This window comes from Aggregatibacter sp. oral taxon 513, assembly GCF_018128305.1.
Classification (GTDB): Bacteria; Pseudomonadota; Gammaproteobacteria; order Enterobacterales; family Pasteurellaceae; genus Aggregatibacter; species Aggregatibacter segnis_A.
The window spans coordinates 1838740-1856285 of record NZ_CP072381.1 but is presented as its reverse complement, the minus strand read 5'-3'; the positions used below and the strand labels follow the sequence as shown (position 1 = coordinate 1856285).

Sequence of the window (17546 nt, the reverse complement as noted above, 5' to 3'; positions counted from 1 at the left end):
TGATACAAGGCTATTTTGAAGAGCGCTTTTAAAGCGATTTAAAGAAGTGAGCTATTCCGGCAAGCCTGTTTTGCCACCTGAATCGCCAGTGTGTTTATGCTTGCCAAGTTCAATACTACCTTGAGTTACTTTCGGTGCAGAAACCTCCGTGTCTGATGTGATTTTACCAGTGGCGTGTAAGTTGCCGTTGATAGTGGTGTCGGCGTTAATGGTTGCGCCACCGTCAGCTGTTGCAGTGAGGTGTCCTTTGGTTTTCACAACGACATCACCGCTTTTACGATTGTGCGAAATGACCGTACCGTTACTGAATTTCTTCATCCACATATCGCCATCACTAGTTGGTGTCGGGTCTTGCGCGTTATAAATTGCACCTAGCACGCAACCGCCCTCACCGCGCGCGTCAAGGAGTAGCGCGACTAATTCGCCCACGTCGGGCAAGCAGTAAAATTGATTGCCACCTGCGTTGGGCGTGAGATACGAAAGCCACGCAGTTTCCAAATCTTCTAGCGCGGGGATTTTGCACCGCACTTTGTGGCTTGCTGGGTCAACGGCGGACACAATGCCTTCTTGGTAAGTAGCGCCAAAATTATGCGTGTTCATCATTTAGTTATTCCTGTTTCACGGCGTTGTTGCTTTGCCAAGGCGTAATCTTGAGCATTGGTTTGTAATAAGCGGTCATCCACATAACGCAAGTCAGGTTTGCCGTTGAGTGTATCCAATGGCTTCGCTTCAGTCAGCACGCCAGTGTTTTGCAAATCATCCGGAATAAATTCCAACATTCGCACTTCAAGGCTTGTGGTGTAACCTCCGCCCCGCACGATACTGTGACGGGAAGATTTAATCAGGTATTTACCGCTAAAAATGCCTAAATTACGCAACGCAAGCGTACTGCCCGCCACTAATTTCGGATTCCCGATCACCGTGATATTGCCTGCCGTCTGGTCGTCATTTTGTTCCGCCAGTGCGGCGTCGGCACGTGCGTCAATTTGCTCTTGCGTTTCACCGCGTGTCACCACTTTCAGCGTGTCACCGCTTGCACTTTGCGCCTGCTTCATGTTTTCGCGCAGTGCCTTGGCTTTTTTGCGTTTTTTAATGACTTTTTTGCCGTTGGCGTCATAACCGCTAACATCCACTTCTTTCGCAGTGTCTTTGATTCGGTCTCGAAGGCTGATAGAAATCGTGTCTTTTTCTTCCAACGTCACCACCGTTTCGCTTTTGCCCAGTTCATCTTTATCGGTGAAAACCAACTGATCACCCACAATTTTGAAACTGTGGTGATATTCGCGGGCAAGGCGCGCCAAGAACTCCACGTCGCGTTCCTGATATTGGGTTGCTCGCTTCACCGGGATATGTTTAATCGTACCGACCATTTTCAGTTTCAAACGCCCGGCAATAATGCCGACGATTTGTTTTAGTGTCGTGTTTTCGTAGGCTTTCGGCTTTAACGTGCGGTTTGCCTTAGCAATGCCGGTGCTTAATGCCTTGATTTGAATATAGGACGGATGGTAGTTGTATTCCACCTCGTCAATTTCAAACGCGCCGATGTCGGTGAGCTGTGCGCCTTTGTAGCCGATTGCCGCCTTGAGCTTATCGCCTTGGGTCGGATACCATTGACGAATCCACTTGCCACTTATATCTTCAAACGATACTGTCAGCTCGTCTGATTCGCCCTCAAGATTGTCGGTGTAAGTCAGCTCAAGCAAATGCGGTTCAATATCTGCCGTGATGTTGGTTTTTTCATACAGCATGGAGAAATCAGGCATTGGAACGTTATTCATCACCACCTCTTAGCCATGGCGGCATAGAATCGTTATTGGTCGGTTTAATGTCTAACACCGGAATATATACGGTCGCGCCGGTGGGTAGCACTTCGCATAAGCTGATATGCGGATTCGCGCTGATAATGCGCGTAAATTCCAGTGCGTTGCCGTAGTAGTAATAGGCGAGGTTATCCCAACGTTCGCCCTGTTTTACAGTGTGTTTAAGTACGGTCTGCTGTGTCATGTGTCACATCCTCGTCTTCGCGTAAAACAATCCATGCCGTCATAGCGGCTACCGGTGCGGCGGCATTATCAATACGTTCGTTAATGTCACTTAACGCATTATCCGCAGGCTTGAACCAGTCGTCCCAATTACTGCCGTTAGATTGACTGCCAAAGGTCAGGCTGTCTTTCATTACCATTAAATCCGAATAAATACCGTTGGCTTCTTGGCTGAACTCACTGATTGCCGGCAAGACATCACGAATGCCTTCGAACAACCCGGACATTCCGGTGAGTTCACCGAAACTGCCCAACGCGCCGTCTAAATTGCCCAACACGCCTGGCAAATAGGCAAGGGCTGCCATCGGGTCATCGGCTAATTGACGCACGATGGCGATGGTGTTTCTGACTTCATCTACAATTTGTCTGCCTTGATTAAACAGTTCCGCGCCTTTTTGCACGGTTTCTTTTACTTCGGATAAAGCTTTCAGCGCGCCTTCCGGCAAGATAGACCCTAATAGGGAATTACTGCCTAAATTTAGTGCCGCGCCCAATGGGTTGTCGTCCATGTCGCCAACAAACTCACGCAGGCTGATATTCATTTCGCGCGCTAACGCATTGCCGAACTTGTCGGTAAACAACGTCGCAGAGGAAATATCGGTGATCACAAAATTGCCTTTGTATTTGCCGCGTCCGATAATCAACGGCATGGCTTCCTGTTTAGCTTGTGCGGACAGCAAGGCTTGATAACGTTTTTCTACGCCGCCGATTTTATGATGCAGACGAATAGCAAAAGAAAGTTCCGTGAGCTTTTCCCCCATGGCTTGCAGGCGCGGTTTGCCTTTTAACACCGCGTGTTCGGCAAAGTCTGCCGAGTGGCTTTCGTTGAAGTCCGTCAAGTCAACGGGTTCAAACGCTACGGTTCCCAACATGAAATACATTAATAAGCTCTCCGTTGTTGTTGGTCTAACACGCGTTTCAACATCATTTCAAACTCGCTTAAACTCATCTTTAAGCCTTGTTGAACTTGATTTAAAACGCCATTGTTATCGCCACCGTTCACATTAATGGTTGGATTGAAATTCACCACAATGCCTTGGGATTGCATACCGCTTGATGACATCACATCCGCACGGTTTAGCGGCTGATAGTTTGTAAGTAACCCGGTGTTGTGTGAAACGCCGTTTAAACCGACCGCACTTGATAGATTATCGGAGGCGTCTTCAGCCATTGGAATGGACTTATTCATGCCGATTGCCAAACCTTCCACCACATTTACGCCGTAGCCCTTAAATACACGGCTTGGCGAGTGAATGCCGAGTTTTTCCGCAAACCAGCCTTTAATGCCTTCACCAAGGTCGGAAACGATTTGTTTTGCTCCCTCCCATGCGTTTTTAATGCCGTTCACCAAGCCGTCAATCATGTTCTTGCCGAAATCGCTGAACTTGCTCGGCACATCAATCCCAAACCAAGAAAGCACGGTAGAAAAGACTTGTTGGAACAAACCAAGTGGCGACCAGTCAAGGATTGTGGCGGTGATGTTACCAATGCCAGAGGTGAAGAAATTGCTGATATTCGTCCATGCCTCTGAGCAGAAATTCGTGATACTGTTCCAAGCGGAAGAAAACGCACCGGAAACCGTTTGCCAAAGTTCGGAGAACCATGGTCCGATTTTTTCCCAGTTGTCATAAATCAGATAAGCAGCGACCGCAATACCGGTGATCAATAAACCGATGGGATTGGTCAGCAAGGCACGGCTCATCATGAAAATGGCTTTGCCGAACATCATCGCGCCTTTCAGTATATAGCCGATTAAATAACCGAAGCCGAGGGATAACTTACTGATTGCCGAAAACAGAAAATTACCAAGGAAACCACCCAAGAATTTGCCGAGTTTCAAAAACGGCAATAGCCCGGCAGTAACAAACGAAAATGCCGAATGTAACGTCAGCAAACCACCGACTACTGCACCAATTCCGCCGCCAATGGTTAAGACCCACTCCATGATTTGCGGGTTAGTTTCCACCCATTCCGTGATGCCATAAATCACCGGGGTAATATTTTCCACAAAAGAGGTGATCACAGGTAAAAAAGCATTGCCGATTTTTGTGGCGATTTCGGTTAGGCTACTTTTTAATTTGATGAGTTTGTTTTCTGTAGTATTACTGCGGTTTTCAAACTCCCGTTGCATGGAGCCGATATATTTTAAATTGCCGTTCTCGTCGGTTTCTTGCAATAAACCCAACTGGCGGTTGTACTCCCCGGTGTTTTGCGCCAACAGCAACACATCATCGGCATATTGTTTGCCGAACACTTTGGCAAGGAGCGGATATTGCTTATCCTTCGGCATTTTCTTCACTTTCTCAATGAAAGAAGAAATCGCCCCTTGCGCGTCTTTATTCATCGCCGCCGCGAAACTTTTTGTGGTAAAGCCGAGCTGTTTTAATTCTTTTTCGTGCGCGCCCGCTTTGAGTTGCAGAAATGCCGATGACATCCCTTTCACAGCCTGCGCGGCGAGTTCCGGGGCTTTACCCATTGAAAGGAAGGTAGATCCTAGTGCGGCTGATTGTTTTTCGGAAAGCCCAAGCATTCTTGTGTCGGAACCCACACGTGTGATGACATTAACAATATCCTTCGCTTTTGAATTGGCATTGTCGGACAAGTGGTTGATGACATCACCGAATTGCGCCATTTCGGTAATTGGTTTGCCGAGTACGTTTGCCATGGTTGCCATGGCTTCACCGGCGTCACCTGCCGCCATATCGAACGCGACGCCCATAGTCGCCGCATCTTTGGCATAGCCTAATAGATTCTCTCGTGCGACACCTGATTGACCACCTGCGGCAACGATGGCGGCAATTTCTTCGCCTGCCATAGGAATTGTGCGGGTCAGTTTCAGAATATCATTGCCCATTTCTTTGAATTGTTCGGGCGTATCGAAATCCACTACTTTGCGCACATCCGCCATAGCACTTTCAAACTTGATCGCCGGGTCAGCAAGTCCGCGTATGGTTCCGGCTACAGCTGTTGCAGAAGATGCCAAAGTGCCAAGGCTTGCCATTCCTGTTTTAACCAACGCGCCCATTTTCTGCGTAGTTTTAAGGCTTTCATTACGCAGGATTTTGAAACTACTACAAACACCCTGGATACCTTTAATGGCACCACTGACGCCCGCAGTAATCACCAAACCAATTGCTAATTTATTCGACATCGTTTATAGTCCCGTTTGATTGATAAGGAGGTGAAAATGAAAACTGAAAAACTGGTGGAGAGTGTGCAAGCCGTGGTGTTTTTATTTGCCTTTGGCGGTTATGGATATAGCCTTTACCACTTCTTATCGTTTTATGCACAAAGCAATGATCTGAACTGGATTTCTATCGGACTATCCGCCTTCTTATTTATGTTGCCGTGGGCATTAATCGGTGCTTTACTTGCCTTTGCCGGGAAAGTCGCCATTACCTCCCTAACAGGGATTTTCACCACCGCCCAAACGCTGTTCAGACATTAAAAACAAAGCCGCTTAAATAGCGGCTTTTGTGTATTTGGCTTTTATTTGTCGGTTGGCTTGTTCCAGCCAACGTTCCACTTCGTCCAAGGTCATATCTTCCAATTCGCTTGGTTGGAAACCGAACCAAAAGGCTAAATCAGCCAATGCCGCATTCAGGCTTTCCGCGCTTACTTTCCCTTTTGCATTTGCTCAATGATTTTCGCGGCGCGTTGGAAATCCGCCATATCCATCTCATCAATATCTTCTGGGACTAAGTTGGTCACAATAGCCAATAAGCTTACGCTTTGTTCCGCTTCGGTTTTACCGGTCATTTTGCGAATATCGCGTACTTTCGGACGACGGATTTTTAATTCGGTGAGGGTGTTGCCTTGCCCATCTTGAATCGGGAAATCAAGGGTGAGAATAGTTTCAGACATAAAAAAACTCCTTTGTGAGTGCATTGTTTAATGTTCACAAAGGAGAATATCGCATTAGCCGTTTTATTGATTTTAAAGGCGTTTAAAGGTTTTTAATCCTTTATTGACCGATATTAGTGCGGTATTTTTGCAGAATATCCTGACCGTTGACGCGGTAGATATTGGCAAGCACGTCAATAAATAAAAGTTCTTTACCTGCCACAGTTTGTTTAATGGAATAAACGTTAACCGTATCGGCAAACTCCGAATTTTCTTTATTCTTATGACCTGTCCCGCCGATTTTGCTGGCAGACACATTCATAATGGTCACCATCGGTTCTTCTGCAGCTAAACCACGAGAATCAAACACCTGAAGATTCGAACGAATCATCAGCTGTGTGTTTTTATAAGGGTTTAATAGTAAGGCACGCACTTCCGGATAGAAACTATCCCAGTTAATTTCCGCTTCAATGGCATTGGTTCCTGCCGGAAGCCCAATTGCACCGTGCAAACCTAAGCCTTTATGCTCAATGGTTTCAAATTCAATATCGGGAATTTTCACCTCATTGGCGCGCCCCATTTGGCTGACACCGTTGGTGTACACATTGGCATTCACAATTTGGTTAATTGAAATACTCATCGTTTCTTACTCCTATCTTTGTGAAACCAAGTTCACTAAATATTTACGGGTCATTACAGAACGGTTAGTTACACGTTCGCCCGGGATTTTTGGCGTGTAGTCATACACCAATGGAATATGCCCTTGACTAAATTCATTCACTAAATCTTCGTCGTAATCAAGACCTACGCTATAACCCACAATGGATTTTTGCGAACGCATAAAAGTGTCAATAGTTTCAATGAAGCTATCAATTAAGGCATCATCAATCGGCAAGTCAATAAACTGTAATTCTGCTTGGCGAATAGATTCATCAATAATATCGCCCGTGCGTGAAGCTACTTCAAAATTACTGATGTGGGTGACTGTTGGGAAGTTAGATGAACGATTCCCCCACAAGCGAAAGCCCGTACCGAACGAGTTAAAAATGGTTGTGATACCTACTGCGTTAAGTTGGTTAGTTTCAGATTGCTTATCATCAACACGCGCAGTCAGTGGAACTTCCATGCCAATCACACCGGCTAATTCACGATTTGAGGAGCTAAACCAGTAGCCATGTTCCACGTCCACTTTCATTCGTAAGCCTGCTGCGTGGGTGGCTAAACTTTCAAGCTCATTACTTGAACCAATTGCATAAGGATAAAAATGTCGAACATTTTCATTACTCGCTGACGCATTGATTGTTCCCATTGGCCCACGTCCTTGAATGGCTTTAGAAAGCGATGTGCCTTTTGGTAACTGGATATACGCTTTTGCATGAAGCTGATCGGCAAGCGTACCCAATGCCGCTGCACAACTTGCAGTTTTATCAAATTCAGGGCAGATCAGAATTTTTGCGTCCGCGCCGTAAAGGTTGAAGCCATCACGCAATAACTCAAAGCCTTTGCGTTTACCACTTACCGAATCAATGCCGCCTTTAATATCTTCTTCGGTGACTTTGCTTGGGTCTGCATAGTCGTAGGTGGCTTTTAATCCACTGTGTTTTGCTTTTAGGATAATTTCACCTGTTTGCAAATCTACGGTGTAATCGTTACCTTCCGTTAAAGTGCGGTCGGAAACTAAGGTTAAATTTAATAAGCCTGCATGAGCGGTTTGCGCACGTAATGTGTTGCTATCTTGGGTTAAAGTTTCGTCGGTGACGTTGGTTTTGTGTTTGGTCGGGTCTAATACATTGACCACATACACTTTACCGGAGGCATAACGCGCCAAAATGTCAAAAGCATCGGGCAGTGTAAAGCCTTTATTTAAGATCACCCCAAATTTTGAAAAATCTTTGGTGGTTTGGCACACGGTGAGTTCATTCACCGCGCCAATTGGGGCTGTGCCGACAATACCGATAATTGCGCCATCGACGGTACTTACAGCAACAGAACCACCGTTTTCACGTTTTGTTTCTGTCCCATGATGAAATGCCATAGTTATCTCCTAGGGTTGATTAGGTTTATGGTTGCCCGCACGACGATAAAGTGCGGTGGTAAATTTAGGTAATTTTTCAGGCTCGCGCAGTTCCACTTGCCACGTTTCCGTTTGCACCATCAGCTGATATTGCCAAAGTCCGTCCGCTTCGCCGGCGAACTCCTCACTAACCAAACTACAGGCGGTGCAGTTGGTCGGCTTAAAGCCCACGACGGCAAGGCGAATTTTATCCAACATATCCACTGCGCCATGGTCGTCATGTTGACTGCGGGCGATCACCGTGAGGGCAATCATCACCACGCGGCGTTGCTGAATAATGTCCACGCTGTCAATGCTTTCAAACTTCGAGCCGGCATACTGCACCAGCACCGCACCGAATTCGTCGGTGAGGTTGTAGTGTTCTAAATCATCAGGAAATAATTCAATGCTGAACTGTTCCGTTTTGTCTTCAATCCGCTTGCGGATGCTGTCTAAAATCGGGAGCGTGGCACTCATATTAATATCCTGATAAATCCAGTTTCTGCGGGGCTTTTGTTTTGAATTTAAGGGCGGACGGCAAATTGTCGTCTTGGGCTGAACCGAGTTCGGTTAAACCAAGGTGCAATTTGCCGCTTTGAATCCGCTCCAAATCCTTCAAGGCTTGCGCGTGGGTTTCCTTCACATTATCTGGAAAGCCTTTGCCTTCCGGACGGCGGGAATACAACCAGAAGCGCGCCAGTTGCAAACAGATATTACGTACAAGGGTCGGCACTTGACTTAACGGCAACACATAACGCGAGCGCAAATAGCCGTCCACGATTTCCGTGGCATATGCGCAGGCTTTGGCAAGCACCGCAATATCTGCCTCAGTGGCGCGTGAGGTGTCGTTAGATAACGCAATCAGCGTGCTTTCGCTCATCACTTCCGTTAAATCTTGTGCCGATATGTACATTACTGCTCGTCCTTATCTTTGTTAGCCTGACCGCGTTTTTTAGCCGCTTCCTGCGCTTTTTTCTCCGCTTCGTCTTTTGCCTTCGCTTCCTTTTCCGCCGCTTCTTGCGCTGCCTTTTCAGCGGCTTCCTTTTCCGCTTTTTCTGCCGCTAAACGTTGTTTTTCGGCTTCTGCTTCGGCTTGTTGGCGCACCGCTTCATCTTCATCTAGCGCAATGTAAAGCGAGATTTTTTCCGCTTCTTCATCAGTCAGTTCGATTTTGTCGCCTTGCTCGTAGCGTTTGCCGTTGTGCAAAATCGCCATGGCGGCGGCAACCAGATACGATTTTTTCTGTAATTCGGACATGATTTCTTCCTTAAAATGAGGTGAAAAATGACCGCACTTAAAACGGGTTTAAATGCGGTTTGAATCAGGTTTAAATACAGCCTTTGATTAAGTAACCGGCTGATTTACCCACAATGTACGGTTTGTGAATGTCAGTGGTACGCACGATTTCAACTTTGCCACCCACTTCGGTGTAAGTATCTACATATAAACCGCCTTTACGACGTACTGTGTAGCCGTATGAAGGTTCGTAGATATTTTGTTTTTGCTCTTTGGATTTTGGCGCAACGTAAGCTAATACAATCGCTTTCGACCAAATATCTTTTAAGTCACCGCTTTCTTCGTACACAGCTTCACCGATGACCACTTTGTCAATTTTGACTAAGCGCGCAAAGTCTTCCGGTGTTAATACCGCCGTGGACACGTATTTGATTTTTTCCAACACTTTCGGGTGTTCGCTTAACACTTCCCACACGTCACCGGAAATCGCACACACGTTTGGTTTGCGACCGGTGGTGCGCTTAATTGCGCGGATACCGGCTTTAATCACACCAACTGGGTCAGAATTCGGATCAGTGAATTGAGAAGTACCACTCAAAGTCACTTTGTTGGTTTGGTCGTAGTTCGCTTCATCTAAAGCCAAACCGGCACAATATTTTTCACGACCGAGCGCAATCACATCTTGCGTCACACCGGTTGCATATTGACGTAATGGATACACACCTTCGGTTTCGTTCACTTCACGGATGTCAATCGGATATTCGATGTCGTTTTCTTCTAAAACAACGGTCAAAGATCCAATGTCTTCCGGTGTTAAACGGTTAGATGCCGCGCGGAGTTCACGTTTGGTGGTTTGTAAACGGAAAGCCAAACGACCGAATGTCGGAATTTTTCCGCCTTCTTTTTGCGTTTCGGCAACCGGGAATAACACTTCTGAAATCATGTTGGCGTTGTAATAGCCTTGCGCGAGTTCGGTTAATACTGGGTCAACAACGCGTTGTTTTGATAAATCAGTCATTGATTTGCTCCTTTATTGATTGACTGCGTTAAATGCGGCCACATAGCCCACATTGTGTTTTTTCATGTAAGCACGGACTTTTTTGTCCATGTCGATGGCGTCAGCTGACGTGCCTTCGGCATATTGAACCGTGCCGTCTTCTGCGCCTGAGGCTTTGTCTTTGGTTGCCACTTCGGTAAATTCGACCACTTTCGGTTGAGCTTCCAAAAAGGCTTTGATTTTGCCGTGTAGGCTTTCACCTTCACCGAACTCAACCACACCACCTGCGGCAGTTGTCGAGCCGTAATTCAATAAATCGATGGCTTGTTGTTTTGCCACCGGGGCAAGTTTGCCCGCTTTCACGAGACTTTCGGCAAAGTCGGCATTGTCGGCTTTGGCTTGATTCAGTAATGCATCAGCTTTTTCGGCTTTCAACTTTTCGTTTTCTGCCTTGAGCTGTTCAATTTCTTCAGCTGTCATTTCGGTTTCTCCTTCGGTTGATTGAGGGTTTTCTGAAGTTGGGTTCGGTTCATTGAAGTGAGATATGCCCATTTCGTCTTTTTGATACCGTTTTAAATCGTTACGAATGGATTCTTCCTGCACGCTTGCCACTAAATAATCCGGCACGGCTTTATCCGCTTCTTCCTGTCCGTGCGTGCCGATAATCCAATCCCGCAATCGTCGCCAAAGGCTTGCTTCCGCCCAATCGGAAAAATCCACCACGCCTTGTTCGTTGTCAGCGAATTCCGGATTGCGCAAACCTTTTACTGCCGGCGGCATTGCACCTAAAAAGCCGACATGGCGTAGATACAAGTTACCTGGGCAAGGATTGTTCGGGCTGTCGGCAAGATAGAAAGAGGAAGAAATTTTCTTGAAGCGGCCTTTTTCAACCATCTCTGCAAATTCTGGGTCGATTTGGTCGAATTCGGCTTTAAGTACATCGCCATCCAGTTCAAGACGTTTTACCCAACCATAAGCGGGCGCATTGTGTTTAGGGTGTCCAATAACGGCTGGGGATTCGTGAAAATTGATGTTGTAGGCATCAACGGCTTGTTGCAAATCGGCTGTAGTGATTTCCACTTCTACGCCATTTGCGTCGGTGCGTTTGCCTGCTTTGAAAATTTCGATTAGTTGCATAAGGTATCCTCGTTTGAATACCGTTAGCATAGAGGGAAAAGAGGAGTTTGGATTTTAAACTGCTTTAAAGTTTTTGAAGGGGAATTTTAGGCTAAAAGCAAATTACACTTTATCTTGAAATTTAAAACGCTTTAAATGCGGTTCAAATCGCTTAAATTCGATTTAAATTTTTTGAGACGATAAATCGTATTATTTTTAGATTTAAACGCCACAGCGCGAATTTGTGGCGTTATTTTGATTTTTAGGATTTATTTCAAATTTTGGTTAATTTGATGTTGCAAAAGTGCGGTGGCTTTTTTCAGAAGTTTTTGTTCGTCTTGAGCATTCACTCCTAACCATGGACGCGCAGGAATTTTCACTTTCTTACCGCGGCCAGCATTACCACCAAATTGGTGCAAACGGGCATACTTTGCGTCACTGCCGAACTCCACCCCTTTGTCATCGTAATTATACGCCGTACGATCTGCAAGGTAGCCATCTTGCCGTAAAATCTTTGTACTTTTACCACGCTTTGCTTTCAACGCCTTAGTTCTTGGTGAAAGTGCTTGCCAGCGTTTACCGGTTGGCTCAACTTCCGCTTCAAAGCGTGCCGCATGAATTTTCTTCAAGGTTTCACCCAGCAAGCCATAAAGTTTGCGCGGGTGTTGCAGTTGGCTCGCGATGCCGGTGAGCTTCTGAATTGCCTGATTGTCGTTAAGGGTGATCTTTAACATAGGTTTCCTCTTGCTTTAAATTCCGCGCGGGCGTATAGTGATCTTGCGGTGGGGGTTTCCTACTGGAAAGGTTGCTTGGCATAAGCCCGCATTATCCTGTTCGAATCAGGCAAACCACCGCAATAATCACAATTCTCCATATAACACTTCAAAACGTCCTAACGCGCTTAAATCTTCTAAACGACTTGCTGTTCTGACCATGTTCAATTTATGTGGTAATTTCTTACCGCTCAACACGTCTTTTAGCTTGATTTCATAGTCCATTTTAACCGCCACTTTACCTTGTTCGGTTTCATAGATGAATAACAGGGTCGGTTGTTTTTGCTGGTCGTCCAATAAAATCGCCTTCGGATGGCGTAGCTTTTCTGGCAACTGCTCCCAAAATTCTACAGGCAGGCTGATTCCCTTGGCTTGTTTGCTGTCGCGTAGTGCATGCAATACGTCATCATCACGCACCGCAATCACCGCACTTTGTGGGGCTTTATCCAAATTGTCTAATTTGGTGATCACGTTTTCCGGAATCACGCCCACGTATTTCATGTTGCCACGTGCGATTTTTTGCGTACTTACGGTATCCACCATGTCTTTCATCGCGCCGTTTAACAACACCATGGCTTTCGGATTTTTCAGCACGTCATCAATCAACAGGCTGGCTAAGTGCGGTTCTGCTGTCGTCATTTTTTGCAACAACAGCTTGTCCACATCCACATCACGAGATTGCGTTAGGCGTTCAAAGTTATACGGTGCAAAACCTACATCATAACCTTTTGGCACACGCACCGTGCGAGGATTACCGGAACGCACGCCCACCAGTTTTTCTTCCCATTCGATTTCAGGTGATTGGCTCACGGTTTTACCCATTTCCGCTAAATCGTCTTCATCATGCGCCGATACGGTGCAATGGCAACCGTAGGCTTTGATTGGGTAGTAGTAACGCCAGAACGGATCAGTCGCCGGTAAAATCGTGCCGTCTAAATCGATATGTTCTTGGCGCGGATGGGCGTTGTCGTGGTGGTGATATTCCCAATAAGGCAATACATCCGCCAAGTCTAAGTGTTGTTTTAAACGCCCACGGTTATATGCACCATAAATGTTGGTGTCGTAAATAATCCGTGTGCGCCAGTTGCGACCTCCGTTATATTGCCAGCCGGTATTTGCCACAATCTCGTCAAAGCGCTTACGGAAACCTTCAAGGGTTTCACCGTTTTGAATCGCTTCATCCACCGCTTCGCGAAACGCTGTAAGCACTTCGTTACGATTCGCCCCGGCGACCATGAAGAAATAATCATGTTCTTCGCCCAGCACGTCTAAATAACTGTTGGTCGGTAAATTGAGTTTCTTCTCAAAATATTTGACCTGCTCTTCAAAAGTGAACTTGCTCATTATTTGCGCTCATCTTCTACGGATTGACGACCGGCAAAATGCGCGGTAGTTGATGCCCACGCCATCACCTTGCCATATTCGGCGAAACTCAATTCAGGAATTAAACTGTCGAGCTGATGACGGAAGTCTTCCAGGCTTTCCGCCTGTGAAAGTTGGTCTTTGATGGTTTGTAGCCATTCCTCCACGAACGGTTCGGCTTCGACTTCCAACTGCTCACCAATGCTGTCCACGATAGATTTCGGTATTGGTTCGGAAAAATCTACCTTAGCCGCCCCCCTCTTTTGTAAAGATAGGTTAGGGGAGATTTCTTGCACCACAATGTCACCTTCTTCAAAACCATAGGTGCGCATTAAATATTGCTCGGTAAACTGCACGCCCAAGCCCACCAGTAAACCGTCACGTTCCGCTTGGAGTTTGTCAATGCTTTCCTGTTCGTACAAATCAAAGGTCGGCAATGTTTCTACACTGAAATTCAGCTCGCAAATCCATGCCAATAATTGATTGAATACGCCTTCCACAAGGCTTGCGTCGTCATCGCGAATGTCGAGTGTCACTTCCAAGCCAGCCGTTGCGCTGGCACGGTTGGCTTCCGCTTCGGTTGTTTGGTTTTGCCCTAAAAGCGCAATGGCGATTTCAGACTTACAGTAACGCAGGAAATCATCAAATACTTGGGAAGAACCGCTTTTGCTTGCACTTTCCAGCATATCAATGGAACTGTCATCAGGGATTGCCGCCACCGCCGTGCCAAGCATTTCTTCCATACTGTCCAGCAGCTCATCCACTTCATGGGATTGCGCTTGACGAGGATGTTTGCCGACTAGCCAAGGCGAACCGTATTTTTCCATGAATTCGAGCCAGAATTTAAAGCCACCTTTTTTGAACGTTGCCGCCCAGAAACACATAGCGAGGTCGGCGCGTCCGTAAGGATTCATATAGTCCGCTTGTTGTGTCGCAAGTAGGAATTTCTTTTCCGGAACAAGGTCGCCGTTGCGGTTGTCTTTGGTACGTAGCATTAAACGGTTTTCTTCATCGAATACAAACCATTCTTGCGGTTTTCCCACAACGGCAACAGGCAATAATAAGCCGTCTTGGTTTTCCCACATGACTTCCAAGGCTTGGTAGCCAAACAGGGTAGCATCTAAAATTTGGTTGATGATTTGGCTCACCGGCAAGCGGTCAAAAAGTGCGGTCAAAATCTCGTCTGTTTTTTCATTGCCGGTTGGTGTAATGCGCCATTCAAGCCCCTTGATTGCCGCTTTTCTGCGGCGCACACAGCCACCCACATGGCTGTCCGATAGGATTTCACGGTAAGCCGAAATGTCCTTGCCCATTTTTTTCAAAACAGGATCAGGGTTGGGTAAATAATGCATAAACGACCAAAAGTCGATAGCTTTGGCGCGGGTAGCGATGACGGTGACTAAATCTTGTTTTTGGGTTGTCATTGGCTTTCCTTATTTTTCGTAATCCACAAAGGCGGCAAGCAATAAAAATACCCACCAAAACGGTTTATCGTAGAAAATCAGCACAGTTGCGGAAATGGTTAAAGTTACAAAGGCGATCATTGTTAATATCCTTGCGTTAATTTTCGGCTGGCTCTTGGTTTACGGCTGTGGGCAACCACAGGCTGCATCACTGCTTCCACTGCTGATGTTAAAGCCAAGAAACACGCCCACGTACGGTCGGCGTGTCCGTTGCTGTCACTTTCGGCAGTAAAGCGCGGCTGACCATTTGAACCGGTCACTTTTTTGAGTTTGTGCAAATCTTCGCGCAAATCGCTGTTGCCTTGCGGAATGCGAATCTTGCGGTCTTCAAAGGCAGTTTTACCAATGGTTGCCATTTTGAGTTTAGTGGAGACATTAAAGAGCGTGCCTTGAATACGCTTGCCGTGTTCATACTGAGCGTCTTCTACCATTTTTTCGCCCATCCCGGTTTGGTCGAGGTTTCCGCCTACTACGTGATATTGTTTCATCACTCGGTTGAGTTCTTCCAACTGCTCGCGCAATGGCACGCGTTTGAGTGTAATTAGCTCACGCGTCCAATAAATATCGCCGACCAACTCCAACACCCAAATGACAGTTAAGTCGCCACGCGCGGCAATATCCATTCCCACAAAACAGGAACCACCTTGATAGAGTTCGGGTTTGCCTGCGTCGGGGTGTTCCACAGCGTCAATAAGATCATAAGAAAGCCAAGCACTTGCTTCGTCTAACCATTTGAGTTCGAACTCTTGTGCCCATGCATCTTCATCATTCAAGCCGCGACGGAGTTGGTCAATGTCACGTGGTAAGCCGTCCTCTACCGCTTGATAAATATCAACGGTATGGCGTGACCATTCAGTGTTGTCTACGTCCGTCATCAATTCATAAAACTTGTTGCCTTTGCCGTTTGGCGTGGAAACTACGCGGAGCTTCCAACCTGCGGAGATAACAGGAAACAGTGCTTTCCAGATTTCACGGCTGTCGGCGTGGAAGGCGAACTCGTCAAGAAATACATTGGCAGAAAAGCCCCGCGCGGTGTCGGGATTGGCAGGCAGTGCGGTGATTTTGGAACCATTAGGGAAGACCACTTCAAGGGCGTTAATGGTGGTGTCATCTTTAAAAGGCACTTCAAGCACTTCGCAGACCATGCCCAAGGCTTCAAGGTGGCGTTTTACACCCTCGTTCATGGCTTCTTTTGCTTGGCGTTCACCGCGAGATAAAATCACCCAGCGAGTGCGTTCACCTTTAGCCTCAGCGTCTAAACAATCCAGCACAATTTCAAACGTGGTCGTAAATGTTTTCCCTGTTTGTCGGGCAAACATCGCCACTTTGAATCGGCTTTTATCATTCAGCCAACGCTTTTGATAGTCATAAAGAACGGTATTATTCGATGCCATAAACTGCTTTTACCATTTGTTGAACATCTGCCAAACTAACACCCTGTTGCTTACCGGCTTCTTCCACGGCTTCCGCCGCGCGTTTAATGGTTTCTTGGCGAATAGCTTGTTCACGCTTGAAACTTAAACTTTCCGCCTGCTCCAACCGCTGAATCGCGGAGGATAACAACGCCAAATCCTTCGGTTCCGCCTTGCCGTTTTCGCTCATACCGATAGAGGTTTCAAAGGCGAGGTTTTTCACGATTTCCATCAGAAGTTTGCCGATGTCGCTTTGTGGGGCTTCGCCGAATTGTTTCGTCCAGATTTCGGCGACTTCGCGCGCATTGCGGATTTTGCTCGCCATTTGTTCCATGCGGCTTGCATAACGATTAAGACCTGTGCGGCTTAATTGATAACTGTCATCTAACCCGCAATCGCGGATCAGGTCGTTGATTTCTTCAAGGATTTGCGCTTGGGAAAGGTGCTTGTCGCGCAACATCATCGCCAGTTGGGTTTTGATATTCGGTGGCAATAAGTCCACTTTACTGGCGCGGCCGCGTGTGTTTTTGTCGGTCATTTAAACCTCCTTTAAACCGGGTTTAAATCTTTGGACTTGGCTTTTTTACGCCGTCCACGAAAGCGCGACCTTGCGCCACATCTAAACCACGTTGCGTGATAGTGGCCACATAAAATTCTTTTCCGTTGCTATTGAGTCTAGCGATGGTGATTAAGCCTTGCTCCTCAAGCCATAATAGGTGATTACGCACCAAGTCACGGCTAATATCGTGACCGTACATATCCAAACAATCGTTTAAAATGCTTTCATTGGCATCGTAACCGCACTCTTCAAGAGAGCGCAGAATGACTAATCGTTGATCCTTGGTGAAAATATCTTGGCGCATCATTCCTTATTTACCTCTTTTTCAATTAATAACTTCACTTGATGGTTAAGGCTACCAATGTTGGTATTTAACACGTCGGTTTTACCTTTCATTTCCGTCATTAATAAACGCAAATCGGCCACTTCTTTTGAGGTTGGCAGATGACGCAATTCTCCTTTCACTTCTGACAGGCTTTTTTCATTAGTTTCAATTGCCTTACGTAAATCGGCTACATCGGATTTGCGAGCGTATTTGCTGTCCATCGTCAGCCAAAAATACGTCCACACAGCACCGCCAACCGTCACTACAATCGCCCAGTGCCGCTGAATAAAATCAAGTGCTTCAAGCATTATTTAGGTTCCTTTTTTTGGCAGATTTTTTCATAGGTCAGGTTATGGTTCAGCACC

Annotated in this window: 22 protein-coding genes; 1 reads left to right on the top strand and 21 read right to left on the bottom strand. The window is 46.5% G+C overall.

What is annotated here, in order from left to right:
- Positions 1-51: 51 nt before the first annotated feature.
- Genes J5A60_RS08995 through J5A60_RS08975 form a run of 5 tightly spaced genes read right to left on the bottom strand, consistent with a single transcriptional unit; the run spans position 52 to position 5193 of the window.
- A complete protein-coding gene (locus tag J5A60_RS08995; protein WP_212510767.1) occupies positions 52-600 on the bottom strand; it encodes a phage baseplate assembly protein V in 549 nt (182 codons plus the stop codon).
- Positions 600-1778, bottom strand: a complete 1179-nt coding sequence (locus J5A60_RS08990; RefSeq protein ID WP_212510141.1) for a phage late control D family protein — start codon at positions 1776-1778, stop codon at positions 600-602. Before J5A60_RS08990 ends, J5A60_RS08995 begins: the two co-directional genes overlap by 1 nt.
- Positions 1771-2004 (bottom strand): tail protein X, encoded by a 234-nt coding sequence (locus J5A60_RS08985; protein WP_212510140.1) that lies wholly within the window; start codon positions 2002-2004, stop codon positions 1771-1773. Before J5A60_RS08985 ends, J5A60_RS08990 begins: the two co-directional genes overlap by 8 nt.
- Positions 1982-2923, bottom strand: coding sequence for a phage tail protein (locus J5A60_RS08980; RefSeq protein WP_212510139.1), 942 nt, complete (start codon positions 2921-2923; stop codon positions 1982-1984). Before J5A60_RS08980 ends, J5A60_RS08985 begins: the two co-directional genes overlap by 23 nt.
- Positions 2923-5193, bottom strand: coding sequence for a phage tail tape measure protein (locus tag J5A60_RS08975; RefSeq protein WP_212510138.1), 2271 nt, complete (start codon positions 5191-5193; stop codon positions 2923-2925). The genes J5A60_RS08980 and J5A60_RS08975 overlap by 1 nt, the downstream gene beginning before the upstream one ends.
- Positions 5194-5229: 36 nt before the next feature.
- Here J5A60_RS08975 and J5A60_RS08970 point away from each other — a divergent pair, with 36 nt between their 5' ends.
- The gene (locus J5A60_RS08970; protein WP_212510137.1) at positions 5230-5490 is read left to right on the top strand and encodes a hypothetical protein; all 261 of its coding nucleotides are present in this window, start codon (positions 5230-5232) and stop codon (positions 5488-5490) included.
- A 12-nt stretch (positions 5491-5502) separates the two neighbouring features.
- Here the strand turns inward: J5A60_RS08970 and J5A60_RS08965 are convergent, their stop codons facing one another.
- The 16 genes from J5A60_RS08965 to J5A60_RS08890 form a co-directional block, all read right to left on the bottom strand.
- On the bottom strand, positions 5503-5634 hold the full coding sequence (locus J5A60_RS08965; RefSeq protein ID WP_048750469.1) for a GpE family phage tail protein: 132 nt from the start codon (positions 5632-5634) through the stop codon (positions 5503-5505).
- 23 nt (positions 5635-5657) lie between these two features.
- Complete coding sequence (locus tag J5A60_RS08960; protein WP_102703889.1) at positions 5658-5906, bottom strand: phage tail assembly protein; 249 nt, start codon at positions 5904-5906, stop codon at positions 5658-5660.
- 100 nt (positions 5907-6006) lie between these two features.
- Positions 6007-6525, bottom strand: a complete 519-nt coding sequence (locus J5A60_RS08955; RefSeq protein WP_212510136.1) for a phage major tail tube protein — start codon at positions 6523-6525, stop codon at positions 6007-6009.
- A gap of 12 nt (positions 6526-6537) precedes the next feature.
- Complete coding sequence (locus J5A60_RS08950; protein ID WP_212510135.1) at positions 6538-7920, bottom strand: phage tail sheath subtilisin-like domain-containing protein; 1383 nt, start codon at positions 7918-7920, stop codon at positions 6538-6540.
- A gap of 9 nt (positions 7921-7929) precedes the next feature.
- On the bottom strand, positions 7930-8415 hold the full coding sequence (locus tag J5A60_RS08945; protein ID WP_212510134.1) for a Gp37 family protein: 486 nt from the start codon (positions 8413-8415) through the stop codon (positions 7930-7932).
- A 1-nt stretch (position 8416) separates the two neighbouring features.
- Positions 8417-8851 carry a gp436 family protein gene (locus J5A60_RS08940; protein WP_212510133.1) on the bottom strand — a complete coding sequence of 145 codons (435 nt, stop codon included), beginning with the start codon at positions 8849-8851 and terminating at the stop codon, positions 8417-8419.
- Entirely contained in the window at positions 8851-9195 is a 345-nt protein-coding gene (locus J5A60_RS08935) for a hypothetical protein (protein WP_212510132.1), read from the bottom strand. The genes J5A60_RS08940 and J5A60_RS08935 overlap by 1 nt, the downstream gene beginning before the upstream one ends.
- A 70-nt stretch (positions 9196-9265) precedes the next feature.
- Entirely contained in the window at positions 9266-10192 is a 927-nt protein-coding gene (locus tag J5A60_RS08930) for a hypothetical protein (RefSeq protein ID WP_109103615.1), read from the bottom strand.
- A 12-nt stretch (positions 10193-10204) separates the two neighbouring features.
- Positions 10205-11308: a peptidase gene (locus J5A60_RS08925; protein WP_212510131.1), complete on the bottom strand. Its 1104-nt coding sequence runs from the start codon at positions 11306-11308 to the stop codon at positions 10205-10207.
- 248 nt (positions 11309-11556) lie between these two features.
- Positions 11557-12021, bottom strand: a complete 465-nt coding sequence (locus J5A60_RS08920; protein ID WP_212510130.1) for a phage virion morphogenesis protein — start codon at positions 12019-12021, stop codon at positions 11557-11559.
- Positions 12022-12147: 126 nt separating this feature from the next.
- Positions 12148-13404, bottom strand: a complete 1257-nt coding sequence (locus J5A60_RS08915) for a phage minor head protein (protein WP_212510129.1) — start codon at positions 13402-13404, stop codon at positions 12148-12150.
- Positions 13404-14846, bottom strand: a complete 1443-nt coding sequence (locus J5A60_RS08910; protein WP_212510128.1) for a DUF935 domain-containing protein — start codon at positions 14844-14846, stop codon at positions 13404-13406. The genes J5A60_RS08915 and J5A60_RS08910 overlap by 1 nt, the downstream gene beginning before the upstream one ends.
- A 122-nt stretch (positions 14847-14968) precedes the next feature.
- On the bottom strand, positions 14969-16279 hold the full coding sequence (locus tag J5A60_RS08905; protein WP_212510127.1) for a terminase large subunit domain-containing protein: 1311 nt from the start codon (positions 16277-16279) through the stop codon (positions 14969-14971).
- Positions 16266-16835, bottom strand: coding sequence for a DUF3486 family protein (locus tag J5A60_RS08900; RefSeq protein ID WP_140537428.1), 570 nt, complete (start codon positions 16833-16835; stop codon positions 16266-16268). Before J5A60_RS08900 ends, J5A60_RS08905 begins: the two co-directional genes overlap by 14 nt.
- Before the next feature lie 22 nt (positions 16836-16857).
- Positions 16858-17160, bottom strand: a complete 303-nt coding sequence (locus tag J5A60_RS08895) for a hypothetical protein (protein WP_204100870.1) — start codon at positions 17158-17160, stop codon at positions 16858-16860.
- Complete coding sequence (locus J5A60_RS08890) at positions 17160-17489, bottom strand: DUF2730 family protein (RefSeq protein ID WP_050693015.1); 330 nt, start codon at positions 17487-17489, stop codon at positions 17160-17162. Before J5A60_RS08890 ends, J5A60_RS08895 begins: the two co-directional genes overlap by 1 nt.
- Between the last annotated feature and the right edge of the window lie 57 nt (positions 17490-17546).

Excerpts from the sequence above, each read along its gene's own strand:
- J5A60_RS08895 (WP_204100870.1), bottom strand. The coding sequence starts at position 17,160 with ATGCGCCAAGATATTTTCACCAAGGATCAACGATTAGTCATTCTGCGC.
- J5A60_RS08945 (WP_212510134.1), bottom strand. The coding sequence starts at position 8,415 with ATGAGTGCCACGCTCCCGATTTTAGACAGCATCCGCAAGCGGATTGAA.
- J5A60_RS08935 (WP_212510132.1), bottom strand. The coding sequence starts at position 9,195 with ATGTCCGAATTACAGAAAAAATCGTATCTGGTTGCCGCCGCCATGGCG.
- J5A60_RS08990 (WP_212510141.1), bottom strand. The coding sequence starts at position 1,778 with ATGAATAACGTTCCAATGCCTGATTTCTCCATGCTGTATGAAAAAACC.
- J5A60_RS08940 (WP_212510133.1), bottom strand. The coding sequence starts at position 8,851 with ATGTACATATCGGCACAAGATTTAACGGAAGTGATGAGCGAAAGCACG.
- J5A60_RS08995 (WP_212510767.1), bottom strand. The coding sequence starts at position 600 with ATGAACACGCATAATTTTGGCGCTACTTACCAAGAAGGCATTGTGTCC.
- J5A60_RS08960 (WP_102703889.1), bottom strand. The coding sequence starts at position 5,906 with ATGTCTGAAACTATTCTCACCCTTGATTTCCCGATTCAAGATGGGCAA.
- J5A60_RS08975 (WP_212510138.1), bottom strand. The coding sequence starts at position 5,193 with ATGTCGAATAAATTAGCAATTGGTTTGGTGATTACTGCGGGCGTCAGT.
- J5A60_RS08925 (WP_212510131.1), bottom strand. The coding sequence starts at position 11,308 with ATGCAACTAATCGAAATTTTCAAAGCAGGCAAACGCACCGACGCAAAT.
- J5A60_RS08985 (WP_212510140.1), bottom strand. The coding sequence starts at position 2,004 with ATGACACAGCAGACCGTACTTAAACACACTGTAAAACAGGGCGAACGT.
- J5A60_RS08930 (WP_109103615.1), bottom strand. The coding sequence starts at position 10,192 with ATGACTGATTTATCAAAACAACGCGTTGTTGACCCAGTATTAACCGAA.
- J5A60_RS08905 (WP_212510127.1), bottom strand. The coding sequence starts at position 16,279 with ATGGCATCGAATAATACCGTTCTTTATGACTATCAAAAGCGTTGGCTG.
- J5A60_RS08890 (WP_050693015.1), bottom strand. The coding sequence starts at position 17,489 with ATGCTTGAAGCACTTGATTTTATTCAGCGGCACTGGGCGATTGTAGTG.
- J5A60_RS08910 (WP_212510128.1), bottom strand. The coding sequence starts at position 14,846 with ATGACAACCCAAAAACAAGATTTAGTCACCGTCATCGCTACCCGCGCC.
- J5A60_RS08955 (WP_212510136.1), bottom strand. The coding sequence starts at position 6,525 with ATGAGTATTTCAATTAACCAAATTGTGAATGCCAATGTGTACACCAAC.
- J5A60_RS08980 (WP_212510139.1), bottom strand. The coding sequence starts at position 2,923 with ATGTATTTCATGTTGGGAACCGTAGCGTTTGAACCCGTTGACTTGACG.
- J5A60_RS08915 (WP_212510129.1), bottom strand. The coding sequence starts at position 13,404 with ATGAGCAAGTTCACTTTTGAAGAGCAGGTCAAATATTTTGAGAAGAAA.
- J5A60_RS08950 (WP_212510135.1), bottom strand. The coding sequence starts at position 7,920 with ATGGCATTTCATCATGGGACAGAAACAAAACGTGAAAACGGTGGTTCT.
- J5A60_RS08970 (WP_212510137.1), top strand. The coding sequence starts at position 5,230 with ATGAAAACTGAAAAACTGGTGGAGAGTGTGCAAGCCGTGGTGTTTTTA.
- J5A60_RS08900 (WP_140537428.1), bottom strand. The coding sequence starts at position 16,835 with ATGACCGACAAAAACACACGCGGCCGCGCCAGTAAAGTGGACTTATTG.
- J5A60_RS08920 (WP_212510130.1), bottom strand. The coding sequence starts at position 12,021 with ATGTTAAAGATCACCCTTAACGACAATCAGGCAATTCAGAAGCTCACC.